This window comes from Leptothoe sp. PORK10 BA2, from assembly GCF_034932105.1.
Taxonomy (GTDB): Bacteria; Cyanobacteriota; Cyanobacteriia; order Phormidesmidales; family Phormidesmidaceae; genus Leptothoe.
The window spans coordinates 86,600-106,312 of the sequence record NZ_JAYGIG010000001.1 but is presented as its reverse complement, the minus strand read 5'-3'; the positions used below and the strand labels follow the sequence as shown (position 1 = coordinate 106,312).

The following is a 19,713-nucleotide window of genomic DNA, read 5'->3' as shown; positions in this document are numbered from 1 at the left end:
GTTGGTCAGACACTAACTGAGCTGAGCCAACGATTAATCTGTTGTTTCATCACCCTTAGCTGTTTTAGAGGCTTCTAATTCAGCCAAGATCTCTTCAGGTAGTTTACCAGCGCGGCGTGATCCTGCTGGTAATTCATGGGGGTCCATCACTCCCTTGGGTAGATAGGCCAACTCTCGCATGGGGGTGACCATGGGGTCATCTGTGACTTTGTAGGGCAGACGACCGAGGGCTACGTTGTCGTAATTCAGTTCATGCCGGTCATAGGCCGCTAACTCATACTCCTCGGTCATGGAGAGACAGTTGGTGGGGCAGTATTCAACGCAGTTACCGCAAAAAATACAAACACCAAAGTCAATACTGTAATGGTCTAATGTCTTTTTCTTCGTACTTTTGTCAAAGGTCCAATCCACCACTGGCAAGTTAATCGGACATACCCTGACACAGACTTCACAGGCAATACACTTATCAAACTCAAAGTGGATGCGACCGCGATACCGCTCAGAGGGCACCAATTTTTCATAGGGATATTGAATCGTTATGGGGCGACGCTTCATATGGTCAAATGTGACCGATAGCCCTTGACCAATATATTTGGCGGCTTGGACGGTTTCCTTGGCGTAGTCGCCAACCTGCTTGAGAAAGTTGAGCATTGTTTTACCCTCCAAACGCAAATGGGAACGCGAGCTTGAGTGCCGCTGTGAGCAGTAGATTGACTAAGGCAACTGGGAGTAAAAACTTCCAGCCTAAATCCAAGAGCTGGTCGATGCGGACGCGGGGGACTGTCCAACGTAGCAGGACGGCTAAGAAGACGAGGAAGTAAGCCTTGAGTAGGGTCATCATGATCCCCAGGGCAGCAGTCATGACCTGTAGCCATGGCGTGGATTCGCTAAGGCCTAGACCGGCGGTAATGACTTCAATGGGGATGGGAAAACTCCAGCCACCTAGGTAGAGTACCGATACCATCATGGCCGATAGCACTAAGTTGACGTAGGAGCCGACGTAAAATAATCCAAACTTCATGCCGCCATATTCAGTTTGATAACCAGCGACAATTTCTTCTTCGGCTTCCGGTAGGTCAAAGGGTAACCGTTCGCACTCTGCTAAGGCGGCAATCCAAAACAGGACAAACCCGACGGGCTGTCGCCATATATTCCAGCTGAGAATGCCGTAGCTGGCTTGCTGATTGACAATGTCTATGGTGCTGAGACTGTTAGACATCATCACCACGGCTAGTACAGCTAGGGCGAGCGGGATCTCATAGCTAATGGATTGAGCTGTTGCCCGGAGACCTCCTAATAAGGAGTACTTATTGTTGGAAGAATAGCCAGACATGAGCAGGCCAATGGGGGTGACACTGGAGAGGGCAATCCATAGAAAAATGCCAATGCCTAAGTCTGTGATCACCATGTTCTGCCCGAAGGGCACCACCAGGTAAGAGACAAATACCGGGATGACGACAATGGCTGGCCCTAGGGTAAATAGGACTGGGTCCGCCTGGGCCGGATTAATGTCTTCCTTAAAAATTAATTTGACGCCGTCAGCCGTTGCTTGTAGTGCACCCAGCGGACCAACATATTCAGGACCAATACGTTGCTGGGCGGCGGCAGAAATTTTACGCTCTAGCCAAACGGCGATAAAAATACTAACTGTTGCGGCGATTAGGATCAGCGCCATTGGTAGCGGCAGCCAAAGTAATTTAGCCAAAGCTGGGGATAACCCCAGTGAGATGAGTATTTGAATGAAGCTCTCTTGCAGGTCGATTCCAGAACTCATACCCAAAGTATATGTATAGGAAGTGGGGGTCTAAGGGCCAATAGCCCTAATGATTCTAACGCTTAATATGTCGCCAAAGGCGAAATACTCCGGCTATAGCAATAGGAATTCCTACTTATAGTCATAGATCAAACGTTAATTAAATAAAAACCCCCCTTGATATGCATCAAGGGGGGCTGGAGTTCCTGAAAATCGTCACTGAAATTAGTTTCGTTTGATTTCTCAGTATTGACAAGGGGGGTGATGCCCATCACCCAGATGTTTCCGGATTTATACGGAGTTGTTACGCTCGGAGGTAGGGGGCTGGGGCTGTTTATCCTAAAGATGTGGACGCTCCAACACACTGGTGTATGACTGGTTATGGGGGCCGGTATAAATTTGTGTGGGTCGGAAAATTCGATTCTCTGCTAGTTGTTCTTTCCAGTGGGCCAGCCACCCGGCCACCCGTGCGATCGCAAATATCGGTGTAAATAAATCCGTCGGAATACCGAGCTTGCGGTAGACCAATCCGGAGTAAAAGTCTACGTTGGGATAGACCCCTTTGGCACCGAGTCGTTCGGTGACGACGGCTTCTAGTTCTAGTGCGATCGCATAATACTCATCCTGGCCAAACTTCTCAAATAGCTGCTCCGCCAGCTTTTGTAAAATCGCCGCTCGAGGGTCCTTCACCTTATACACCCGGTGCCCAAAACCCATAATTTTCCCTTTGCTCGCCATCTGCTTCTCAACAAAGGGACGAACATTCTCCACTGAACCGATCTCTTGCAACATGGCGATCACCTCTTCATTCGCACCACCGTGCAGTGGACCGCCTAAAGTACCCACCGCCGAAGCAACCACCGCATAAGGATCGGTCAGCGTTGACGCGGTAACCATCGCTGAAAACGTCGAAGCATTGATAGTGTGCTCAGCATGGAGAGTGAGGCACACATCAAAAATCTGAGCTGAGAGAGGATCAGGCACTTCCTCATTCAGCATATATAAAAAATTAGCTGCATAGTCTAAATCATCCCTGGGCTGCACGGGGTCATTGCCTTTGCGGATGAGCTTGAAGGCCGCCACCATCGTGGGGATTTTGGCGAGTAGGCGGACCACAGCTGCCTGAATGTAAACAGGATCTTCCAATTCTCGTCGGGAATAAAATAGCCCTAAGGCCGCAGCGCAAGCCTGCAGGGCATCCATGGGATGTCCGCTTTCAGGAAAACACTTCATCATGTCGCGGATGCGATACTTTAAGCGACGATGATGTTGAATTTCCTTCTTGAAGGCTTCCAGCTCCTCCTTGGTGGGCAGTTCGCCCCAGATCAGTAAATAGGCCGTTTCTAAAAAGGTACTTTTTTGAGCCAACTCTTGAATACGAATGCCTCGGTATTCTAAAATCCCTTCCTGACCATTGACATAGCTAATGCTCGATTCTGTGGCGGGAATTCCCTCTAAACCAGGGCGATATTCGCATAGAGTCATCTTTAATCGTCCTATCGCTGTTCTCTACATTGATACGTATTGTAAGGATATCGAGAAGTGACCCCTTTCGACATTCTCAACGGAATTTGAGATGCTTTCCTCAAGGAAAAATACTGAGAAAACAAGGGTTCACTTTTCAATACACAGTCTTAGTTCACTACAGCATTAATCGAGGGGGAGCTAGCCAAAAAAGTTGACTTTGGCCAATCGGGTTTGCCGTCCTCGGCACAGTCACACCAATGATGCCTGCCTTTTTCAAAATCCATCGATCATCTATAGACCCTTGCACCAGCTGTTGACACCACTGACTTAGGTCCGGCTCATGACCGACTAAAGCTAGGGTGTCATGGCCAAGGCCCCGCCAGTTAGTCAGCCAATCTAACCATGCTTGGATGTTGCCAGCCGGTGCCAGCGGTTGAAAGATGTGATAATCCGCTGCCAAATTTGCCTGGCAAAAAATATCAGCCGTTTGCACGGCTCTCATCAGCGGACTCGTTAGCAGCGTGTCAAAGCTAATACCCAATTGCGATAACCGCTGAGCAACCTGTTGGGTTTTGTGAATCCCTTTGGGAATCAGCGGTCGCTGTTCATCCTCCCCATAGCTACCGCGATCAGCGGCAATGCCATGGCGAATAAAATAGATCTGCATGCTGGGGGGTATGGTGTCGATTGTGATGCTGATGGTTAGGGTTTCCTAGTCTGTATTCATCACCCCGTCCTCTGGATTGATTAACTTCAGGAGTTTTTGCTTGATTTGTAAGTCAAAAACTTCCCACTTAAGACGATTGTAATCACCATTTTCATAGAAGCCTGACAAAAAGCCCACTGGGACTTCAAACCCACCGGCCATGGAGCGACCACCCCCAAAAAAGCGGCCCTGATCATCCTGACCAAAGGCTTCCTTGATAAACTCATCGGGGTCGAGGGTGATTTTACTAGTGCGTAAGGAGCCAATCACCACTTCCCGTTCATCATCTTCATCATGCACAATGCCGTACACTACCGCTGTGTGAACGTCTTCTTCGGTCAGTAGAAAGTCTGTGGCTTGAGGGATGGCATCCCGATCTTCATAGCGTAGGTAGCCCACCCCCGCCATGGAAACACTATTTTGAATTTTGCGGTTACGCAGGGAACGTTCGATTACATCCATGGCCCGTTTCGAGCGGGATGCCCGGAGAATAGCGCGCAATAACTGAGCATCACAATATTGACTCAAGTAGGCAGCGGCTATAAAGTCAGATTCCGTAGCTTGCATGAGTTGCCCCGTATCCGATCGTAAGCCATGCATCAGGGCCGTAGCGCACTTGACATGTTTACTGTTGCTACGGTCTAAATCTAAAAGACCTGCCTGGAGATACTGGGTCAAAATTGTGGCTGTTGCCCGAGCTTCTGGACGAATATCAGTAAATTCTGCCTTGGGTTTCTTCTGTAGTTTGTGGTGATCAATCACCACGAGTAATGGCAAGTCAGCCCCCTGGACTCGTTCTAGCAGGTGACTGGTGGTGCCTTGGGTGTCTATTAATACGTAGCCTGCATATTGGGACAAGTCTGGGGGTTTTTGGTTTGACCAGCGTTTAGCCGGTAGGTTTGTAAGTTTCACCAACGCAATATTCTCTTGATGGCTCAGGGTGCCCGAATAGAAAATATCGCAGTCTACATCGTATTCAGCTGCAATCAGCTGATAGGTCCAAGCTGAGGAGAGGGCATCAGGGTCTGGAAAGTCTTGGAGTAAAACCAGTTGCCGACTACCGGCATGGGTGATCAGCAGATGGCGTAATGAAGCTGCAGGACCATCGCTCAAATCCATGTTTGATCTATAGTTTGCCCGATTGGAAGATTGCAGCAATGCGTCTTGATGTGCCATTGGCGGGAATGAGTGGGTTCAAATGGAGATGGAAAGATGACATGGGTATGGTCGTTAACTAGAGTTCTTAATGGGGCAGGCCAATGACATACTTACGCCATTCTTGATGGGCATCTCCACGGGTATGGCGGGCAATCTCAAAGTAAAGGCTACTGTGGGGTTTTCGGGGGGTTATCCGCAGTGGCATTCTGGCTTCCTTGGGTGTTCTGTTGCCTTTTTTGACGTTGCAACGCACACAGGCGGAGACCATATTTTCCCATACTTCCTTGCCGCCGCGAGAGCGGGGCACCACATGGTCGAGGGTGAGTCCATCACCGGCATAACCGCAGTACTGGCAAGTATGGTTATCTCGATATAGTAGGTTGCGGCGAGTTAGGGGAATGTCTTTATAGGGGATGCGAACATAGTGACGTAGGCGAATCACGGTGGGCAGTGGAAAACTTGTGTAGACTGCCAGCCCGTTATGCTCTACAGTTTCGGCCTTGCCCTTAATAATCAACACAATAGCCCGCCGCCAACTCGTGATGTTCAACGGCTCATAGGAAGCATTTAAGACAAGAACCTTACTCATTGAGGTTCATTAACAAAGTTGTGATTTGATACTAACACAGGTCGCTGAGGTGCTTAGGTACTTGGGATACCGTGGCTGTGGAGTGCTGTTTTTGATCAAGGAGAAGCAGGATGCTGAGGTGGGAGGATACCCCAAGTGTTTCAGCCATGCGATGCTCGCGGGCTTGGGTGGAGATTAATCTGGAGGCTATCCATCACAATGTGCAGCAATTTCGTGGTTTGCTTCGTCCCACTACTGACTTGATGGCAGTGGTGAAGGCGGATGCCTATGGCCATGGTGCTGTTACGGTCGCTCAGACTGTCTTGGCTGCAGGGGCGACATGGCTCGGAGTGGCAACGGTGCCGGAAGGGATTGAGCTGCGTCAGGCCGGGTTGACGGTGCCGATTCTAGTGATGGGGGCATTGCATCACGCTGATGAGGTGCGGGCCTTGGCCCGTTGGCAGTTGCAACCGACCCTGGTTACGCCCAAACAAGCACTGGTATTTGCCGAAGCCTTGAGCGATGCATGTTTGCCATTACCGGTCCACATCAAACTAGATACGGGGATGTCCCGTTTAGGGTTTGATTGGCAACGGGCTTTGGAGTTTGTGGAGTTTGTCAGTGACTTGTCTGCTTTGCAGATTACCAGTCTTTATTCCCATTTTGCGACTGCAGATGACGAAGATGGGACAGAAATGTACCGTCAGCATGAGCGCTTTGAGGTTGCGATCGCAACCCTCAAAGCCCAGAATAAACTACCCACCTGCCTCCACTTAGCGAATACAGCCGCCACCCTCACTAATGCCGCTGTGTTGCAGTACGACATGGTACGGGTGGGACTGGGGTTATATGGGTTACCGCCAGCGCCCCACCTGCGATCTGTGCTCAACTTACAGCCAGCGCTGGAGGTCAAAGCTCGCATTACCCATATCAAAAACATTCCTGCTGGGGCCGGTGTTAGTTATGGTCATCGTTTTATTGCCCAGCACCCAATGACTATCGCTGTGGTGGGTATTGGCTATGCAGACGGCATCCCACGTCAGCTATCTAACCAGCTCGATGTGATCATCGGTGATCGCCGCGTTCGCCAAATCGGTGCTATCACCATGGACCAACTCATGTTAGACATATCTGATATGCCGGGCCTCAAAGAGGGTGACATCGTCACCCTGCTGGGCTGTTCACCTTCGCAGAAAATCACCGCAGATGACTGGGCTAATAGCATTGGCACCATTTCCTGGGAAATTCTTTGTGGCTTTAAACACCGGTTGCCGCGCATTATGACCAGAAATAACGACAGAAAGCTTTACCAGGCTGAGGATAGCTTGTTATAATGCAGCTCTGAACTTGGAGAGGTGGCTGAGTGGTTGAAAGCGGCTCCCTGCTAAGGAGTTATAGGGTGTAAACCCTATCGAGGGTTCGAATCCCTCCCTCTCCGTTGATTTAATCTTTTGCGTTAGATGCTCCCTTCGATGGGGCTCAACTAACGGCTGGCATTGTGTACAGCCCACAGCAAGCGTTCTGAGCTAGCGTTCCTGTGGGCAAAGGAAAATAAATGCTGAAACGTCAGTTTGCCTGATCGGTCAATCACAAACTGTGCCGGTAGTGGGGCCCCCAATGCTTGGCCTGTACCATATTGACGAAAACTGGCACAGTGAGGATCGACCAGCAATGGCATTCCTAGGCCCAAGTCTTGCTGGATGAGTTTACTTTGCGGCATAGTCGTACTCGTAATCATGAGTACTTCCGCCCCTCGCTGCTCAAACTGCCCGTAGGCCTCCCCCATGGACAAAATATGGGGATAACAAAAAGGACAATACTGCTTTTCGGTAAAAATACGGGTAAATACCAGAACTACCACCGCCTTATGACGATAGTGGGATAATTTAACGGGTGCCCTTTGCCCCACGGCAGGCAACTCAAAATCAGGTAGAGTCTGGCCTAGCCGAAATTTAGGCAGCGCAGGTAATGGTAAAAAGTTTTTAGCAAATCGCTTACTAATGACCCCTCGAAAGTCCATAGAGGTCAGATTGAAAGCTGCGGCCATTGGCACCTAATAGTTGAAACTAAATAGATTTGAGGTTTAAGGTAGTGACCAAAAATCCTAAATTGAAGCAAAAAATTTCTTCGATTTCACAGGATCAGGGTTCATGGTTTTATCTCCAGGTGTCCAACCCGCTGGACAGACCTCATCTGGATGAGTTTGAACATGCTGCACTGCCTGCAATACCCGTAGAGTTTCATCAACGCTACGACCAAACGACAGGTTGTTGACAGTGGCGTGCTGCACTGTTCCATCCTTATCAATTAGAAATAAACCACGCAGTGCCACGCCAGCCTCAGGTTCAAGCACATTGTAGGCAGAGCTAATTTCTTTTTTGATATCAGACACAAGCGGATAGGATAAATCCCCTAAACCACCTAATTTACGGTCTGTCTGAATCCAAGCTAAGTGGGAAAACTCGCTATCTACCGAAACTCCAAGCACCTCAGTGTTTAGAGCTGTAAACTCGCCATGCCGATCGCTAAAGGCTGTAATTTCGGTCGGACAAACAAACGTAAAGTCTAAGGGATAGAAAAATAAAACAACGTACTGGCCGCGATAGTCAGATAGCTTAATGGTTTTAAACTCTTGATCAACGACGGCTGTTGCCGTGAAGTCAGGAGCAGACTGACCGACACGCAGATATCCTGCCGCTGGGTTACTCATCCGTTCGTCTCCCACACAAATTTAGTGAACTATTTTTATGCAAATTTATGCAAACAATGTCAGCCTAGGCCTGATGGCTATGATGTCAATTCAGAGACGGTTTTTGTGCCCCGTCAATCGGCGACCTTGCGACCCAGTAAAGGACAGCCTAGAGACAAGCTCGTATATGACTCTAAAGCGCAACTATAAACTGCTTAGGCTGCTAATCAAAGTAGCACAGTCCATAGAGTAACGCGATATATGCAAAATAAAAATGGCTCAGACGTGATTTGAACACGTGACCAAGGGCTTATGAGTCCCCTGCTCTACCACTGAGCTACTGAGCCAATTGATGTCACTTTATACTCAGCGACTAATTTAACCTATCACGAAATGTCAAGCAACTACACAGTAAATCGGTCGAGGTTTTTGCAGCTTTTGGCTGGGTTAAAGGTAATAGGTTAGGCCTTTCCAAAGGCATAGGAAGCCTGAAAAAAATCGTTAGCCTGCCATTTTGCAAGCTAACGATTTTCCAGGAAAAAGATGACTAAGTTGACTAACGTCCAGGTAGCATCGCCATGGGATTGACTGTACCTTGGCTAGGCAAATGAACCTCAAAATGTAGGTGTGGTCCAGTGCTATAGCCAGTGCTACCCATGTCAGCAATGTGCTGTCCTTGGGCAACCCGTTGTCCGGATCTAACCATGATACGGCTATTGTGGGCATAGCGAGTCATGCTGCCATCAGCATGGCGAACCTCAACCAGATTGCCATATCCACCTGAGTTCCAGCCTGCAGTCTCAACTACACCAGCTGCTGCGGAAACAATGGGGGTACCCACCGGACCGGCTACATCAATTCCACGGTGCATGCGACCCCAACGCCATCCATAACCAGAAGTTAGGGTGCCATGGGTAGGCCATATGTAACCATTGAAGTAGTTAGGAGCTTCTGGTAAGTACTCATCAGCTGATGGCAAGATAGGCATCTCTGGTGAGACAACCTGTCCGGCGACTGGTGTTGGCGAAGAAACGTAAACGCTCGGATCAAGAGGTGCCGCAGCTAATAATTCGCTATTCTGGGACACATCGTCCGATGAAATTGCCCTTGCTTCTAAGCTGCCACCGGCAAACTGAGGATTTACCACAATGCTTTCAGCAGGGGGAGTTTCCTGCCTCAAGGCGAGACGATTCTCCGCTTCTAGTGATGAATTGAGCTGCTGAGCAGAATTAACATCTGCTAAAAGATCAGCTGTATAGGGCTCATCAACCGTTACTGCATCAGCTTCAATGCCAGGTTCTGCATTAGCAGTATTTGATGCGATGGCTGCTTGGTCACTGCGTAATCGTTGCAGTGTAAGGGAAGCATCGATCGGATTATCAATCGTTGACTGTAAGCGACTTAACCGAGTGCCATCAAAACTTCTGAGTGAAGTAGATGTAGCTAGTTCAGGAGCAGCTTGAGCAATAGAAACCGAAGCATCCTCAATTACTAGCTCTTTAATGACATCCTCTGGCAAAGCCAGGGTATCACCCTCAACGATGAAATCAGGATCCTCGATTCCATTGACATTTGCAATTTCCTCAGGAGTAGTACCTAAGGCAACAGCAATGTTTCCTATTGTGTCGCCCTTACGAACCTCATAGGCCTGATATGCCGTATCGATGGCATCTGTAGATGATGAAGGCTCTGGTGTATTGGCAGCATTGACCTCTACCTCAGGCTGTATATCATTCACCACATCAGACTGGGTGATTGAACTCGCGGCCAAATCAGTTTCGACCAAATCAGTTTCGACCACTTCACGGGTGCGAACATCAGAAATTTGCTGATTTGAAGCTAGTTTCTGGAGGTCAGCTTGAAATCCGTCGGACTGTGATACAAGTCCAGCAGAACGTAGAGAAACATCACCTGTTAAATTTTCAACAGCTACGACGGCTGGCTCTTCAACATTGGTAGGTGCTTCAGCTTGCTCAATACTCTCAATGACAGGAAAATTGGTATTAGTCGGAATACCTGCAACTAGGTCTTCCAAAGTAGGCTTTTGAGCCCGATTGGTGGCAGTACTCTGTACTCCTGGAAGCAAAGAAACTAGCGTTGGTTGGACCGCTTGTTCGCTAGGGACCTTAATGACTTGGCCTACTTGCAGAGGCTCATCGGGAGATATGCGGTTTGCAGTCTTGATGTCTTTAATCTCAACGCGATGCTCTTGCGCAATTTGCCAAAGACTATCGCCATGCTCAACCGTATGGTACATAGCTAGACCCTGGCCAGTAGACGAGGGTTGATCCAGCCGATTTTGTAACACAGATGGGAGCTGGGGAGATTCGCTTGAAGCTGCGGATGTTGTGTTAACAAATGCCCCAACCGCTGCGGTTGCTTCACTATCTGCGAATAAAACTCCAGATGCACCAAATGAGAGTGCAAGCCCTAACATAGCGGCAGACTTTGAGCTACCAGTATTTCCAGACGGACCTTGCTCGGTAACAGCATTCATGTTCGATAAACATGAATGACTTGTTTCAGACTTGGGCTCCTGAGAATTTGCACGTTTCAAGGAATAACCTCCTAAATAACCGGCGTTCAACTGTTCGAAACCAACTTGTCCCTATGCAGTTGACCGCTAGCGGGTCGTTGACTACAAGTTGAATCAGGTAGATGAGGTGGAGCAGCATTGAGCCAAAAAAATGCCCTGTGTGAGACTAACACCCTTACTTACCCAACTTAGGCAAGTTTACACGACTTAATCAAAAGATCAATCCTGTACAAAACAAGTTCCATTAGATTCTCTAAAATCAACATGAAATTGAATTTGCTATGGATTTTTATTCTGGTAAGGGCTTAAGACCGTCATGTTTAATCTCTTGAATCCTAATGCTGGAGGCTGTTTAAGCTGTTTTTCTGCCATAACTGCAGATGGCATTTTGCATAGAAATCAGCCTGTTTTTTGATGCTGTTAATTTTCTGAGTCTATTGACTCTAGAAACCCTGGCTTTCCTAGGCTGCCCAGTTATTTCACGCATTTGATCGCTAGGAAAAGGTTTTCTTGATTGGACCGCTATAGAAAATTTTTATCGCAGTCATGGGTTGTTTGTATCTTAGGTGACTGTCTTTAGGTCTGGTATACGGATGAAGCCTCGTGGTATTTGACTGAAAATCATCCTTTATCTAGAGTGTCTTGGGCGATGTCGGTTGTGCTGCTGGTCACATAGCACGGTCACATAGCAGATTGCATTTGCGTTTCGTACAGATATCCAAGCTTGTCTCTATATATTTATAAGTTCATAGATATATAGTTGGCTTGGGCCTGTGCTGGTGTGACGACTACCTGGCTTTTTGCGCAGGGGGTTAAGGTTTCGGTGGTGAGGCTAAATGGCCGATTTGCCGGAGTGCTTCAAAGAGCCCAACGGCTACACATACTGATAGATTGAGACTACGGACGCTGTCATGGGGCATGGGAATTTTTGCCCTATATTCACAGGCTTCTAGCATTGCTTTAGGAAGTCCTTGACTCTCGCTGCCAAATAAGAGCCAGTCATCTTCTCGATATTTAATCTCTACATAGCTATATGCGCTTTTGGCGGTGAATCCTATGAGTCTGCCACCCATGGAGTGCCTATATTTACAGAAGTCTTCTAGGCATGGGTGGACCTGGAGTTTGACATGGGGCCAGTAATCTAAGCCCGCTCTCTTGAGATACCGGTCACTGAGTTCGAAGCCTAGAGGTTCTACTAGATGTAGTTCGGTGGCGGTGGCTGCACAGGTGCGGGCGATATTGCCTGTGTTAGGCGGGATTTCTGGATGGACAAGGACAATTTTGGGCATTGACAGAATTGTGAATAGTGAGATCGCCGAGGGTGAATGTCCCTGAATGGACGTATCGGGGATATTAAGGATGACTTTTATATAGGCGTTGCTAATCAATCGATCTAAATTCTGAGCCTGGATCAATTTTTAAGTTTCCTGACCTGCAAAACGGCTCATGCGGCCACACAGATGTGGCATGGGACACAAAAATAACTGTCACATCTAATGCTTTAGATGGTTGGGTCGACTAGGGGATGGACCATTGGTGTTTTCAAGCAGGTAGGCAGAGATCGCCTTGTAGAGATTGTTCTTGGCGATCCATCACTTCAATGGTTTGCCTGATAACTTGGGATACATCCATGCCAGCCTCAATTTGTTTCAGCCAGTTTTGGGCTTGGTTGCCTTCTCGCACAATTTGTTTGATGGGGGTGAGGAAGCAGGCAATGCCCTGGGTCTTAGCAATGGGTAGAACTTCGTTGTAAATCTGCGTTATCCAATCGGCGGCCTTGATGGGTTTTCCGGTCTGCCAATGGTGTAGCTGGGCGTTAAGGCTGGTTTTGGCTACCTGTTGTTCGTTGTGAGCAATAATTTCTAGCAGGTCATCATGGCGACTATGGCTGGGTAGTTGACTAGAGATCAGGGGGTCTAGGCTTGGGTCTTGTTGGAGTTGAAGTAGGCGAGATTCTAGGAGGGCAGTAATGGCTAAGAGATGTATTGGATCGGTCACTAGGTCTGAAATTCTAATTTCGATCCGATTGAGATTGTAAGGGCGGCAGTCTCCGTTGGGGCGCACAGAGATCCAGAGATGGCGGACATTTTGCATGGTGCCTAACTGGAGCTGGGCTTCTGTCCATTGAATGAAGTGATCGTGACTTTCGAATAGGGGGACATGCTGAGGGGTTTGGGGGAAGATATGCCATCGGGTGGAGTGATAGCCGGTAATGCGGTGGTCGAGAAAGGGGGAAGATGCGCTGAGCGCGAGGATGAGTGGTGCTTCAGCCCTAATGAGGCGGCAAGCGCGCATGAGCATTTCTGGATCGCTAATGCCAAGATTGATATGGATGCTAGCGGTAACGACGTCGGTACCGTAGGTATTTTCGATGTAGGCGTGATAGGGATTGTTCGGGTCAGACCGGTGGAAAACTTGGCTATTACCTGTGGATAGGGTGCTGCCAGGGATAAGGGTGTAGCTAGGGTCGAGGGTTTGCAGGAACTGTCTCAATCGGCGTCGAGGTGAGACCAGTTCGCACAGTAATTGTTCGTATTGCTGGAGTGGGGGCGTGGTGTATTCAACATTGCGACTGTCTGGCTCGCGGACAAATCCGCTAACGGATTTGGTAATCTTGTCCGCGAGGCCGATGATCTCTCCATCGGCTCGGCCAGTATACATTTCGACTTCAAACCCTTTTGAAAGCAGCACGATGTTACTCCGAGTGAGGCAGCTTTAGTTTTTGTGTAAACAGTGACACCTGTACATCTTAAAGGCTGGGGAGTGGACTGGGGCTGTTGCTTAGGGGAGAGAGGTATTTTTCATGGGTGGGGCTCCCTGGGAAATTTTGCTGGGATAGGGTCTGGGGGGATAGGGCAGTTAACCGACAGGACCCTACTGAGACACAAGTGGCAGCATCTAGGCATCTATATATAGACGGGACATATATAGAAGCCTAGATGGATAGGAGAAGCGATTGTGTCAAGCTGTCTATCTATATAGAGATGCACAATCTATATATCTATATATAGATAGACAATATGGAGATGCACATCCCTCTATAAATCTTGTCCGTGTAACTTAAGTTATGCGGTGTGGGGCTTGTATCTGGTGTATTTAATTAAGGTATGCCTCTTCGAGGTTGGCTTGGTTGCGTACAGTTGGCGCTACTCGGGCACTCTATGGGAGCGAGGTCTATCTAGTATGCTGATGTATATGAGTAATGCTGTGACTTAGCGATCAGATTCTATGGGGAAAGAGTGATATTTTTCTTTTGTAGATGTGATTCTCGAAGTTAGATAGGTTAAGCTGCTAGGAATATATACCTAGTTTTAGACCTGCTGTTTTATAGGTTTGGTTAACGGTGAATCAGGACGCTTTATCGCTTACTCCCAATGCAGGGGCTGATGACTCTGTGCTCCGGTTGAGCACTTCTGTGGTTCAGCGGGTAAGCATCAAAACTGAAAAGATTGCGCCCCGCCAGCGTCAGATTTTGGCAGCTGTGGTCATACCTTGTGGGTTGGAGCAGGTATGGAAAGTATTGACTGATTATGAAAGTCTGGCGGATTTTGTGCCGAACTTGACCACTAGTCGCTTATTGGGACGTCCTGATGGTGGTATCCGATTGGAGCAAATCGGTGCCCAGTGTTTTCTGAATTTCAAGTTTTGTGCGCGGGTGATTTTGGATATGACCGAGGTCTTTCCCCGTGAAATCGGTTTTTCGATGGTTGAGGGTGATTTTAAGAAGTTTTTAGGTAAATGGTCTCTGCAACCGGCGCTTGTGGGTGAGCGGACGGCTACTGTCTTGTCCTATGAACTGATTGTGCAGCCCCCATTGGCGATGCCTATCCAGTTAATTGAGCATCATCTTTGCCATAACCTGACTCAAAATTTATTAGCAATTTGCGATCGCACCACCCAGCAATTTGCCTAAACCCTAGGGGTGCCCATAGTCTGCATAGGGTCATAAACCTACCCCACCGACCACTGGAAACGAGCAAGAATTATTCAAAGTGTGTTTAAAGACAATTCGCCAGAGGCCCTATAAGGCCTCTGGCGAATTGTTTTAATACCCCCAGGGGAATTCGAATCCCCGTCGCCTCCGTGAAAGGGAGGTGTCCTAGGCCTCTAGACGATGGGGGCATGGAGCCTTTATCTTTTGTGGCCTTTATAAATATACAAATGGGAGGGAATCAATGTCAAACTTCTATTCGTAGTTTTTTCTGATGGTTGCCATTTGAGATACCCTCGCTATCGGTATTTAGGCTAAATTTCGACAGTTTCGTAGACGAATAAGCTGACGACGCATTTCTGGAGAGGCCTCTAGGGCCTGAATTTCCTGAATGCTGATCTGAGATTCCAGGGATTCTAGATATTCGTCATCGCCATAGGTGTAGGCATCCACCAAGGATTCTAATAGAGCACTTTGATCGCGCTCGTCGATGGCTAGCTTATCCTCAATGATCCGAAACTTGAGACGGACCTCACATTCATAGATATTAACGTCGTCGTTGTGGTCCGATAAATTAAAGGACGTTGCCATAGGTTTTTTTCATTTGTGAGCAAGGCAATAAAAATGCTGCCATGCTTGAGTATCGATATATAAATAAATCCCAGTTTTTTGTTTCTTTTAACATTAGACTGCCTTGATTATATGGACTTATAAAAATTATTTTTTAACTCAAATAAATTAATATGATTAAACTTAATCTTGGATTTAAAGTGGATATCTAATCTATTTGTTAGACTATGTAGTTCTTTTGGGGTAAGGATTTATGGATTTTATTGTTGTTTTTACTTTTTCTGTTTTAAGGGTCTATTCCTGAATAGGTGAGAAAGGTTTTTGTTGATTTATTTTAGCTTTTTATTTGGCGATAAGTTATTTTTTGAACTTCTCCTGTATTGACCTCAATCTGTACTTTGTCTATGGCTTGTGTCAAAATATTGCGCTAGAGGGAGTTTCGACGCAGATTGGGGAATCAGGGGAAGCCTCGGCGGCTTTTTATGGCCCATAGTCCTCAGTCTGTGGAGATTTGCCCATGGGCGAGCGGCCTGGGACAGCGTAAGATAGTATCGTTTGTCGAGTGCGGTATGCTTGATGCCGCTTGTTTTTTTGAATCAACCTGTCCCACCTAGTTCCAGTATGGATCCGTTGACCCGCACCCAGGTGCTGGTTGCGATCGCAGCGACAGCTCTAGTGCTGTTTTTAATCGCGCGCCTTTGGTTGCTGTTTGATACAGTGGAGCAGCTACCGAGCCAGATGGGGTTTTACCCATTGACCATAGGTTTGTTGTTCGGTGTGGGGATTACCGCAGCGAGTGGTGTGCTTTATCGGTTATGGCCCGCCTATCGTCGCAGTGCCGAAGTGTACTTGGACTATGTTTTAAAACCCTTAGTCTTGCCAGATGTGGTTTGGTTAGGCTTGCTCCCTGGCATTAGTGAAGAACTGCTTTTTCGCGGTGTGATGTTGCCTGCGTTGGGAGCTAATGCTTGGGCTTTGGTCCTGTCCAGTCTATGTTTTGGCCTGTTGCACATGAGTGACTTACGGCAGTGGCCCTATATGCTATGGGCCACCTGTGTGGGGGCCTTGCTCGGGTACAGTGCCCTGGCGACTCAAAATCTGCTGGTCCCAGTTGTGGCCCATGTTTTTACTAACCTATTGTCTAGTTTAGTGTGGAAGCTAAAATCTGCTAATCTGGCTGCACGTTAAAATTCTCCGCGTTTTAGTGTCTACCTCCAATCCACAGCCATTAAAAGCGGTGAGTTTGCTTAAGATTGACCAAATATTAGGCCTGGCTGTATTTGATCCCATGGGGTTGCCGCGTGATTATTTCATCACGTCCCAGCATCCGGACACCGAATGGGTGCAGTTGGTTTTTCAGTCTTTAGGACTGCAGCAGTTAGTGGCTGCCACCATGGACCTGCCTGAATTAGAGCATGCGCTGATTCGTACGAAGATTGGCAATATCATCGTTGTTTTCTGCCAAAAACGCTACATAGCGCTGTTAGTCAAGCGCGCACTACCCCAAGAACGGCCCCAGATCGATGGCGACTTGGTGGACTGGATTTGTGATTTTGAGGCTACGGTGGTGAGAACCCATACTAATTTCAGATCGGTTTAGCGCCTGTTAACGCCTGACATAGTTTAATCGTCCATCCTGAATTTGGACGACGGGATGATTTGACGCCCGCACGAGCTGTTCATCGTGGGTGGTGACAATGACCGTAATGCCCATAGCATTGAGCTTTTCTAAAATTTTGATCACTTGCCGTGAATTGTCCACATCCAAATTGCCAGTGGGTTCGTCGGCGAGTAAGAGGGGTGGGGTGCTAACAACTGCCCGAGCAATGCTGACCCGTTGCTGCTCGCCGCCTGAAAGTTGATCGGGAAAACAGCTGGCTTTATGTTGTAGGCCAACCATGCGGAGGGTGGGGCGGAGACGACGATTGATTTCTCGACGACTGAATCCTTGGGCCCATAGGACAAAGGAAACATTCTCGGCAACGGTGCGCCGGGGAATGAGTTTGTAATCTTGAAAAACAATGCCGATGCGCCGCCGCAGCATGGCCAAACGATTGCCCTTGAGCTGAGCTAGATTTTGGCCATCGACAATGATGTCGCCTGAGGTTGCCCGTTCTTGGCCATAGAGCAACTTAAGCAGGGTGGATTTTCCAGCGCCCGAGGAGCCAGTTATAAATAGGAAGTCGCCTTTATGGACCTGAAGGTTGAGATTTCTCAAGGCCTGACTGCCATTGTCGTAGGTCTTGTGTACATCGGCTAGGGTAACCAGTTTAGGTCTGGAGGACGATGCTGGGTCCGGTTGCTGGGCCGAGGAGGGGACTTCCGCCGTCTTTGTTTGAACCCTTCCAGTACGAACGGTTTGAGTCTGGGGGGGACGAGGGTACTGGGGTTTGGTTGGGGTCACGGTGGAGGTCATTGGAGCTGTGGGGCTTGGGGGACTGTATTTTGTCTTTGTACAAGGATATAGGCAATGGGGCGAATGTCCAGCACCTTGATAAATTTTATGGAACTTTTTGGGGCGTTGCGGAGCGGCTTAGGTCCGCCAGCCTAGGTCATAGCCGATGGAGCGGAGGACAAATTTGGGTAGGGCCAGCATCCGTCGCCAGCGCCAGGGTTCTTGGTAGAGGCGATAGAGCCACTCTAAATTGTTGTTACGCATCCAATGGGGGGCGCGCTGTTTTTTCCCAGCCCAGATGTCAAAGCTACCGCCGACACCGATCCACATGGCCTTGGGGCAAAGATGGCGGTGGGCGGCAATCCATAGTTCTTGGCGGGGAACTCCTAAGCCGACAAAGATGATGCTGGGTTGTATGGCCTGGAGTTGGCTTTGGAAATCTAGCTGTTCGCTGTCTGAGAGATAGCCGTGCTGTGCGATCGCAACATTTAAATCTGGACATTGCCGCTGCCAATGTTCCGCTGCCGTCTGGGCTAATTCAGGAGCTCCACCATAGAAAACCACCGGTTCTGTAGGCTGGAGCTGTTTTAAGACATCCACAGCAAACTCAATCCCTGGATACCGTTTGAGGTTGCGCCGCTGGATCCACTGAAAATAAAGTTCTATGCCAGCCCCATCGGGAATAACTAAGGTGGCGCTCTGAACAAGTTTCTGCAGATCGATATTGGTTTCAGCCTGGACGCACATTTCCGCATTCAGGGTGATGACATGGCCACCCACCCCTGCCCGCATGGTTTCCATCAGCCAGCTGACATAATCGGTACTGGCATGTACCGGTAAACCCATGACAAATAGCTGGTTGAGGGGAGCAGGGAGAACAGCCACGGCAAATTACTGAGCACAAAACTACTGAGCACAAAACGACTAAGTGACCTAGGAACCGATGTCATGCATGCCAGAATGGGTGGATTCTATCGGCTGATGCAAGCAGGGGACTATCTATCCTGCCATAGGATTAGAAGTCGTCCTCTTCATATTCCATGACTTTTTTCTTTTGGGGAATGTTGAGGGGTTGGGCTTGGTAGGGCTCAGCCTCAGGCATGGGTTGTTCCACCGGAGGACGAATGGGCTGTTCAAGTTCGAGCCGTTGGGGCGGTGCCACCTCCCGTCGTGGTGGTGGAGCTTGTTGTTTGACGCCTGATGGGAGTTGATTGCTGGCAGAGGTGGGCATGATGTATCCGTCGTCTTCCCGCTCCCAAGGGGTGGAGCCCAGGCCCAGCCGTTCTAATAGGCCAACGCTAATTTGCTTCAGTTTTTCTTCTGATCCTTCGAAGACAATGATTCGATCGGGGCCAGTGCTGACAATTTCTTCAACAGGTAGTTCGTAGGAACTAATCACCTGATCGGGAATTTGAGGTAGTCCCATGGACGCGATCACCAGGGACTGTAGTTTGCCACTGACCACATCAAATTTGAACCCACGGACACGACCCAGACCTTCCCCTGACTCCGTAATCACTTCACTTTTGATGAGATTGGTGTAATTGGCCATGCTGATGTCATCTTCAATGGCTGAATCGTCATCCACCAATATGACGTCGCCAATTTTGCGGATGCTGCTCAGCAGCATAATCTGCTCTGGTCCAGAGATGACTCTAGATAAAATATTATCCCGTAGCCCCAGGGCAACGACTTCGCCGCCTTCACCGCGACCTCTATCTATATCGACCCAAAGCTGACTGACTACGCCCAAACGACGGCCTGTATCGCGGGTAATCACTTGGGTGCCAATCATGTCGGAGCGCAGCCGACTTTGTTCAAAACTCATCGCTGGGGTTTACTGTGAAGTGTCTATAGGTCTACGTAATGCAGTGGGCAGATTTCTGAAGTAAAAAAACGTGCCTCATCACATTACACCCTATACTTCGTTTTTTTGACAG

General features: G+C 48.5%; 19 protein-coding genes and 3 tRNA genes. 5 read left to right on the top strand and 17 right to left on the bottom strand.

Features of this window, described 5'->3' with window-relative positions:
* Window positions 1–33 precede the first annotated feature (33 nt).
* The 6 genes from ndhI to VB741_RS00445 all read right to left on the bottom strand — a co-directional run bounded on the left by ndhI (window position 34) and on the right by VB741_RS00445 (window position 5,673).
* Entirely contained in the window at window positions 34–651 is a 618-nt protein-coding gene (gene ndhI / locus VB741_RS00470) for an NAD(P)H-quinone oxidoreductase subunit I (protein ID WP_323363164.1), read from the bottom strand.
* Between the two features lie 4 nt (window positions 652–655).
* Window positions 656–1,774, bottom strand: a complete 1,119-nt coding sequence (gene nuoH / locus VB741_RS00465) for an NADH-quinone oxidoreductase subunit NuoH (protein ID WP_323363163.1) — start codon at window positions 1,772–1,774, stop codon at window positions 656–658.
* A gap of 318 nt (window positions 1,775–2,092) precedes the next feature.
* On the bottom strand, window positions 2,093–3,238 hold the full coding sequence (locus VB741_RS00460) for a citrate synthase (RefSeq protein WP_323363162.1): 1,146 nt from the start codon (window positions 3,236–3,238) through the stop codon (window positions 2,093–2,095).
* A gap of 157 nt (window positions 3,239–3,395) precedes the next feature.
* Entirely contained in the window at window positions 3,396–3,887 is a 492-nt protein-coding gene (gene sixA / locus VB741_RS00455) for a phosphohistidine phosphatase SixA (protein WP_323363161.1), read from the bottom strand.
* A 45-nt stretch (window positions 3,888–3,932) separates the two neighbouring features.
* Window positions 3,933–5,045 carry a DHH family phosphoesterase gene (locus VB741_RS00450; RefSeq protein WP_442786259.1) on the bottom strand — a complete coding sequence of 371 codons (1,113 nt, stop codon included), beginning with the start codon at window positions 5,043–5,045 and terminating at the stop codon, window positions 3,933–3,935.
* Window positions 5,046–5,169: 124 nt separating this feature from the next.
* Complete coding sequence (locus tag VB741_RS00445; protein WP_323363159.1) at window positions 5,170–5,673, bottom strand: HNH endonuclease; 504 nt, start codon at window positions 5,671–5,673, stop codon at window positions 5,170–5,172.
* Between the two features lie 110 nt (window positions 5,674–5,783).
* Between VB741_RS00445 and alr the strand changes: the two genes are divergently transcribed.
* Together alr and VB741_RS00435 are read left to right on the top strand one after the other, a co-directional pair.
* The gene (gene alr / locus VB741_RS00440) at window positions 5,784–6,986 is read left to right on the top strand and encodes an alanine racemase (RefSeq protein ID WP_323363158.1); all 1,203 of its coding nucleotides are present in this window, start codon (window positions 5,784–5,786) and stop codon (window positions 6,984–6,986) included.
* A gap of 15 nt (window positions 6,987–7,001) precedes the next feature.
* Window positions 7,002–7,090 (top strand) — tRNA-Ser (locus tag VB741_RS00435).
* 45 nt (window positions 7,091–7,135) lie between these two features.
* Here the strand turns inward: VB741_RS00435 and VB741_RS00430 are convergent.
* The 6 genes from VB741_RS00430 to gshA form a co-directional block, all read right to left on the bottom strand.
* Window positions 7,136–7,672: a peroxiredoxin family protein gene (locus tag VB741_RS00430; protein WP_323363157.1), complete on the bottom strand. Its 537-nt coding sequence runs from the start codon at window positions 7,670–7,672 to the stop codon at window positions 7,136–7,138.
* A gap of 84 nt (window positions 7,673–7,756) precedes the next feature.
* Window positions 7,757–8,362, bottom strand: a complete 606-nt coding sequence (locus VB741_RS00425; protein WP_323363156.1) for a peroxiredoxin — start codon at window positions 8,360–8,362, stop codon at window positions 7,757–7,759.
* Between the two features lie 254 nt (window positions 8,363–8,616).
* Window positions 8,617–8,688: transfer RNA gene (locus tag VB741_RS00420), tRNA-Met, on the bottom strand.
* A gap of 209 nt (window positions 8,689–8,897) precedes the next feature.
* Window positions 8,898–10,928: a peptidoglycan DD-metalloendopeptidase family protein gene (locus tag VB741_RS00415; RefSeq protein ID WP_323363155.1), complete on the bottom strand. Its 2,031-nt coding sequence runs from the start codon at window positions 10,926–10,928 to the stop codon at window positions 8,898–8,900.
* Window positions 10,929–11,689: 761 nt separating this feature from the next.
* Window positions 11,690–12,166, bottom strand: coding sequence for a tRNA (cytidine(34)-2'-O)-methyltransferase (locus tag VB741_RS00410; RefSeq protein ID WP_323363154.1), 477 nt, complete (start codon window positions 12,164–12,166; stop codon window positions 11,690–11,692).
* A 253-nt stretch (window positions 12,167–12,419) separates the two neighbouring features.
* Window positions 12,420–13,568, bottom strand: a complete 1,149-nt coding sequence (gshA, locus tag VB741_RS00405) for a glutamate--cysteine ligase (protein WP_323363153.1) — start codon at window positions 13,566–13,568, stop codon at window positions 12,420–12,422.
* A gap of 652 nt (window positions 13,569–14,220) precedes the next feature.
* Between gshA and VB741_RS00400 the strand changes: the two genes are divergently transcribed.
* The gene (locus VB741_RS00400; protein WP_323363152.1) at window positions 14,221–14,790 is read left to right on the top strand and encodes an SRPBCC family protein; all 570 of its coding nucleotides are present in this window, start codon (window positions 14,221–14,223) and stop codon (window positions 14,788–14,790) included.
* Window positions 14,791–14,926: 136 nt separating this feature from the next.
* On the opposite strand, the gene VB741_RS00395 is transcribed toward VB741_RS00400, so the two are convergent.
* A tRNA-Glu gene (locus VB741_RS00395) sits at window positions 14,927–14,999 on the bottom strand.
* Window positions 15,000–15,117: 118 nt separating this feature from the next.
* Complete coding sequence (locus tag VB741_RS00390) at window positions 15,118–15,399, bottom strand: Npun_R1517 family heterocyst differentiation transcriptional regulator (protein ID WP_323363151.1); 282 nt, start codon at window positions 15,397–15,399, stop codon at window positions 15,118–15,120.
* Window positions 15,400–15,969: 570 nt separating this feature from the next.
* Between VB741_RS00390 and VB741_RS00385 the strand changes: the two genes are divergently transcribed.
* Both VB741_RS00385 and VB741_RS00380 read left to right on the top strand, forming a co-directional pair.
* Window positions 15,970–16,566 carry a CPBP family intramembrane glutamic endopeptidase gene (locus tag VB741_RS00385; protein ID WP_442786258.1) on the top strand — a complete coding sequence of 199 codons (597 nt, stop codon included), beginning with the start codon at window positions 15,970–15,972 and terminating at the stop codon, window positions 16,564–16,566.
* Between the two features lie 16 nt (window positions 16,567–16,582).
* Window positions 16,583–16,978, top strand: a complete 396-nt coding sequence (locus VB741_RS00380) for a hypothetical protein (protein ID WP_323363149.1) — start codon at window positions 16,583–16,585, stop codon at window positions 16,976–16,978.
* A 6-nt stretch (window positions 16,979–16,984) separates the two neighbouring features.
* Here VB741_RS00380 and ftsE read toward each other — a convergent pair whose 3' ends face one another.
* From ftsE to VB741_RS00365, 3 genes are all read right to left on the bottom strand, one after another.
* Complete coding sequence (gene ftsE, locus VB741_RS00375; RefSeq protein WP_323363148.1) at window positions 16,985–17,782, bottom strand: cell division ATP-binding protein FtsE; 798 nt, start codon at window positions 17,780–17,782, stop codon at window positions 16,985–16,987.
* 129 nt (window positions 17,783–17,911) lie between these two features.
* On the bottom strand, window positions 17,912–18,619 hold the full coding sequence (locus tag VB741_RS00370) for a WecB/TagA/CpsF family glycosyltransferase (protein ID WP_442786257.1): 708 nt from the start codon (window positions 18,617–18,619) through the stop codon (window positions 17,912–17,914).
* 169 nt (window positions 18,620–18,788) lie between these two features.
* Entirely contained in the window at window positions 18,789–19,601 is an 813-nt protein-coding gene (locus VB741_RS00365) for a PRC-barrel domain-containing protein (RefSeq protein ID WP_323363146.1), read from the bottom strand.
* Between the last annotated feature and the right edge of the window lie 112 nt (window positions 19,602–19,713).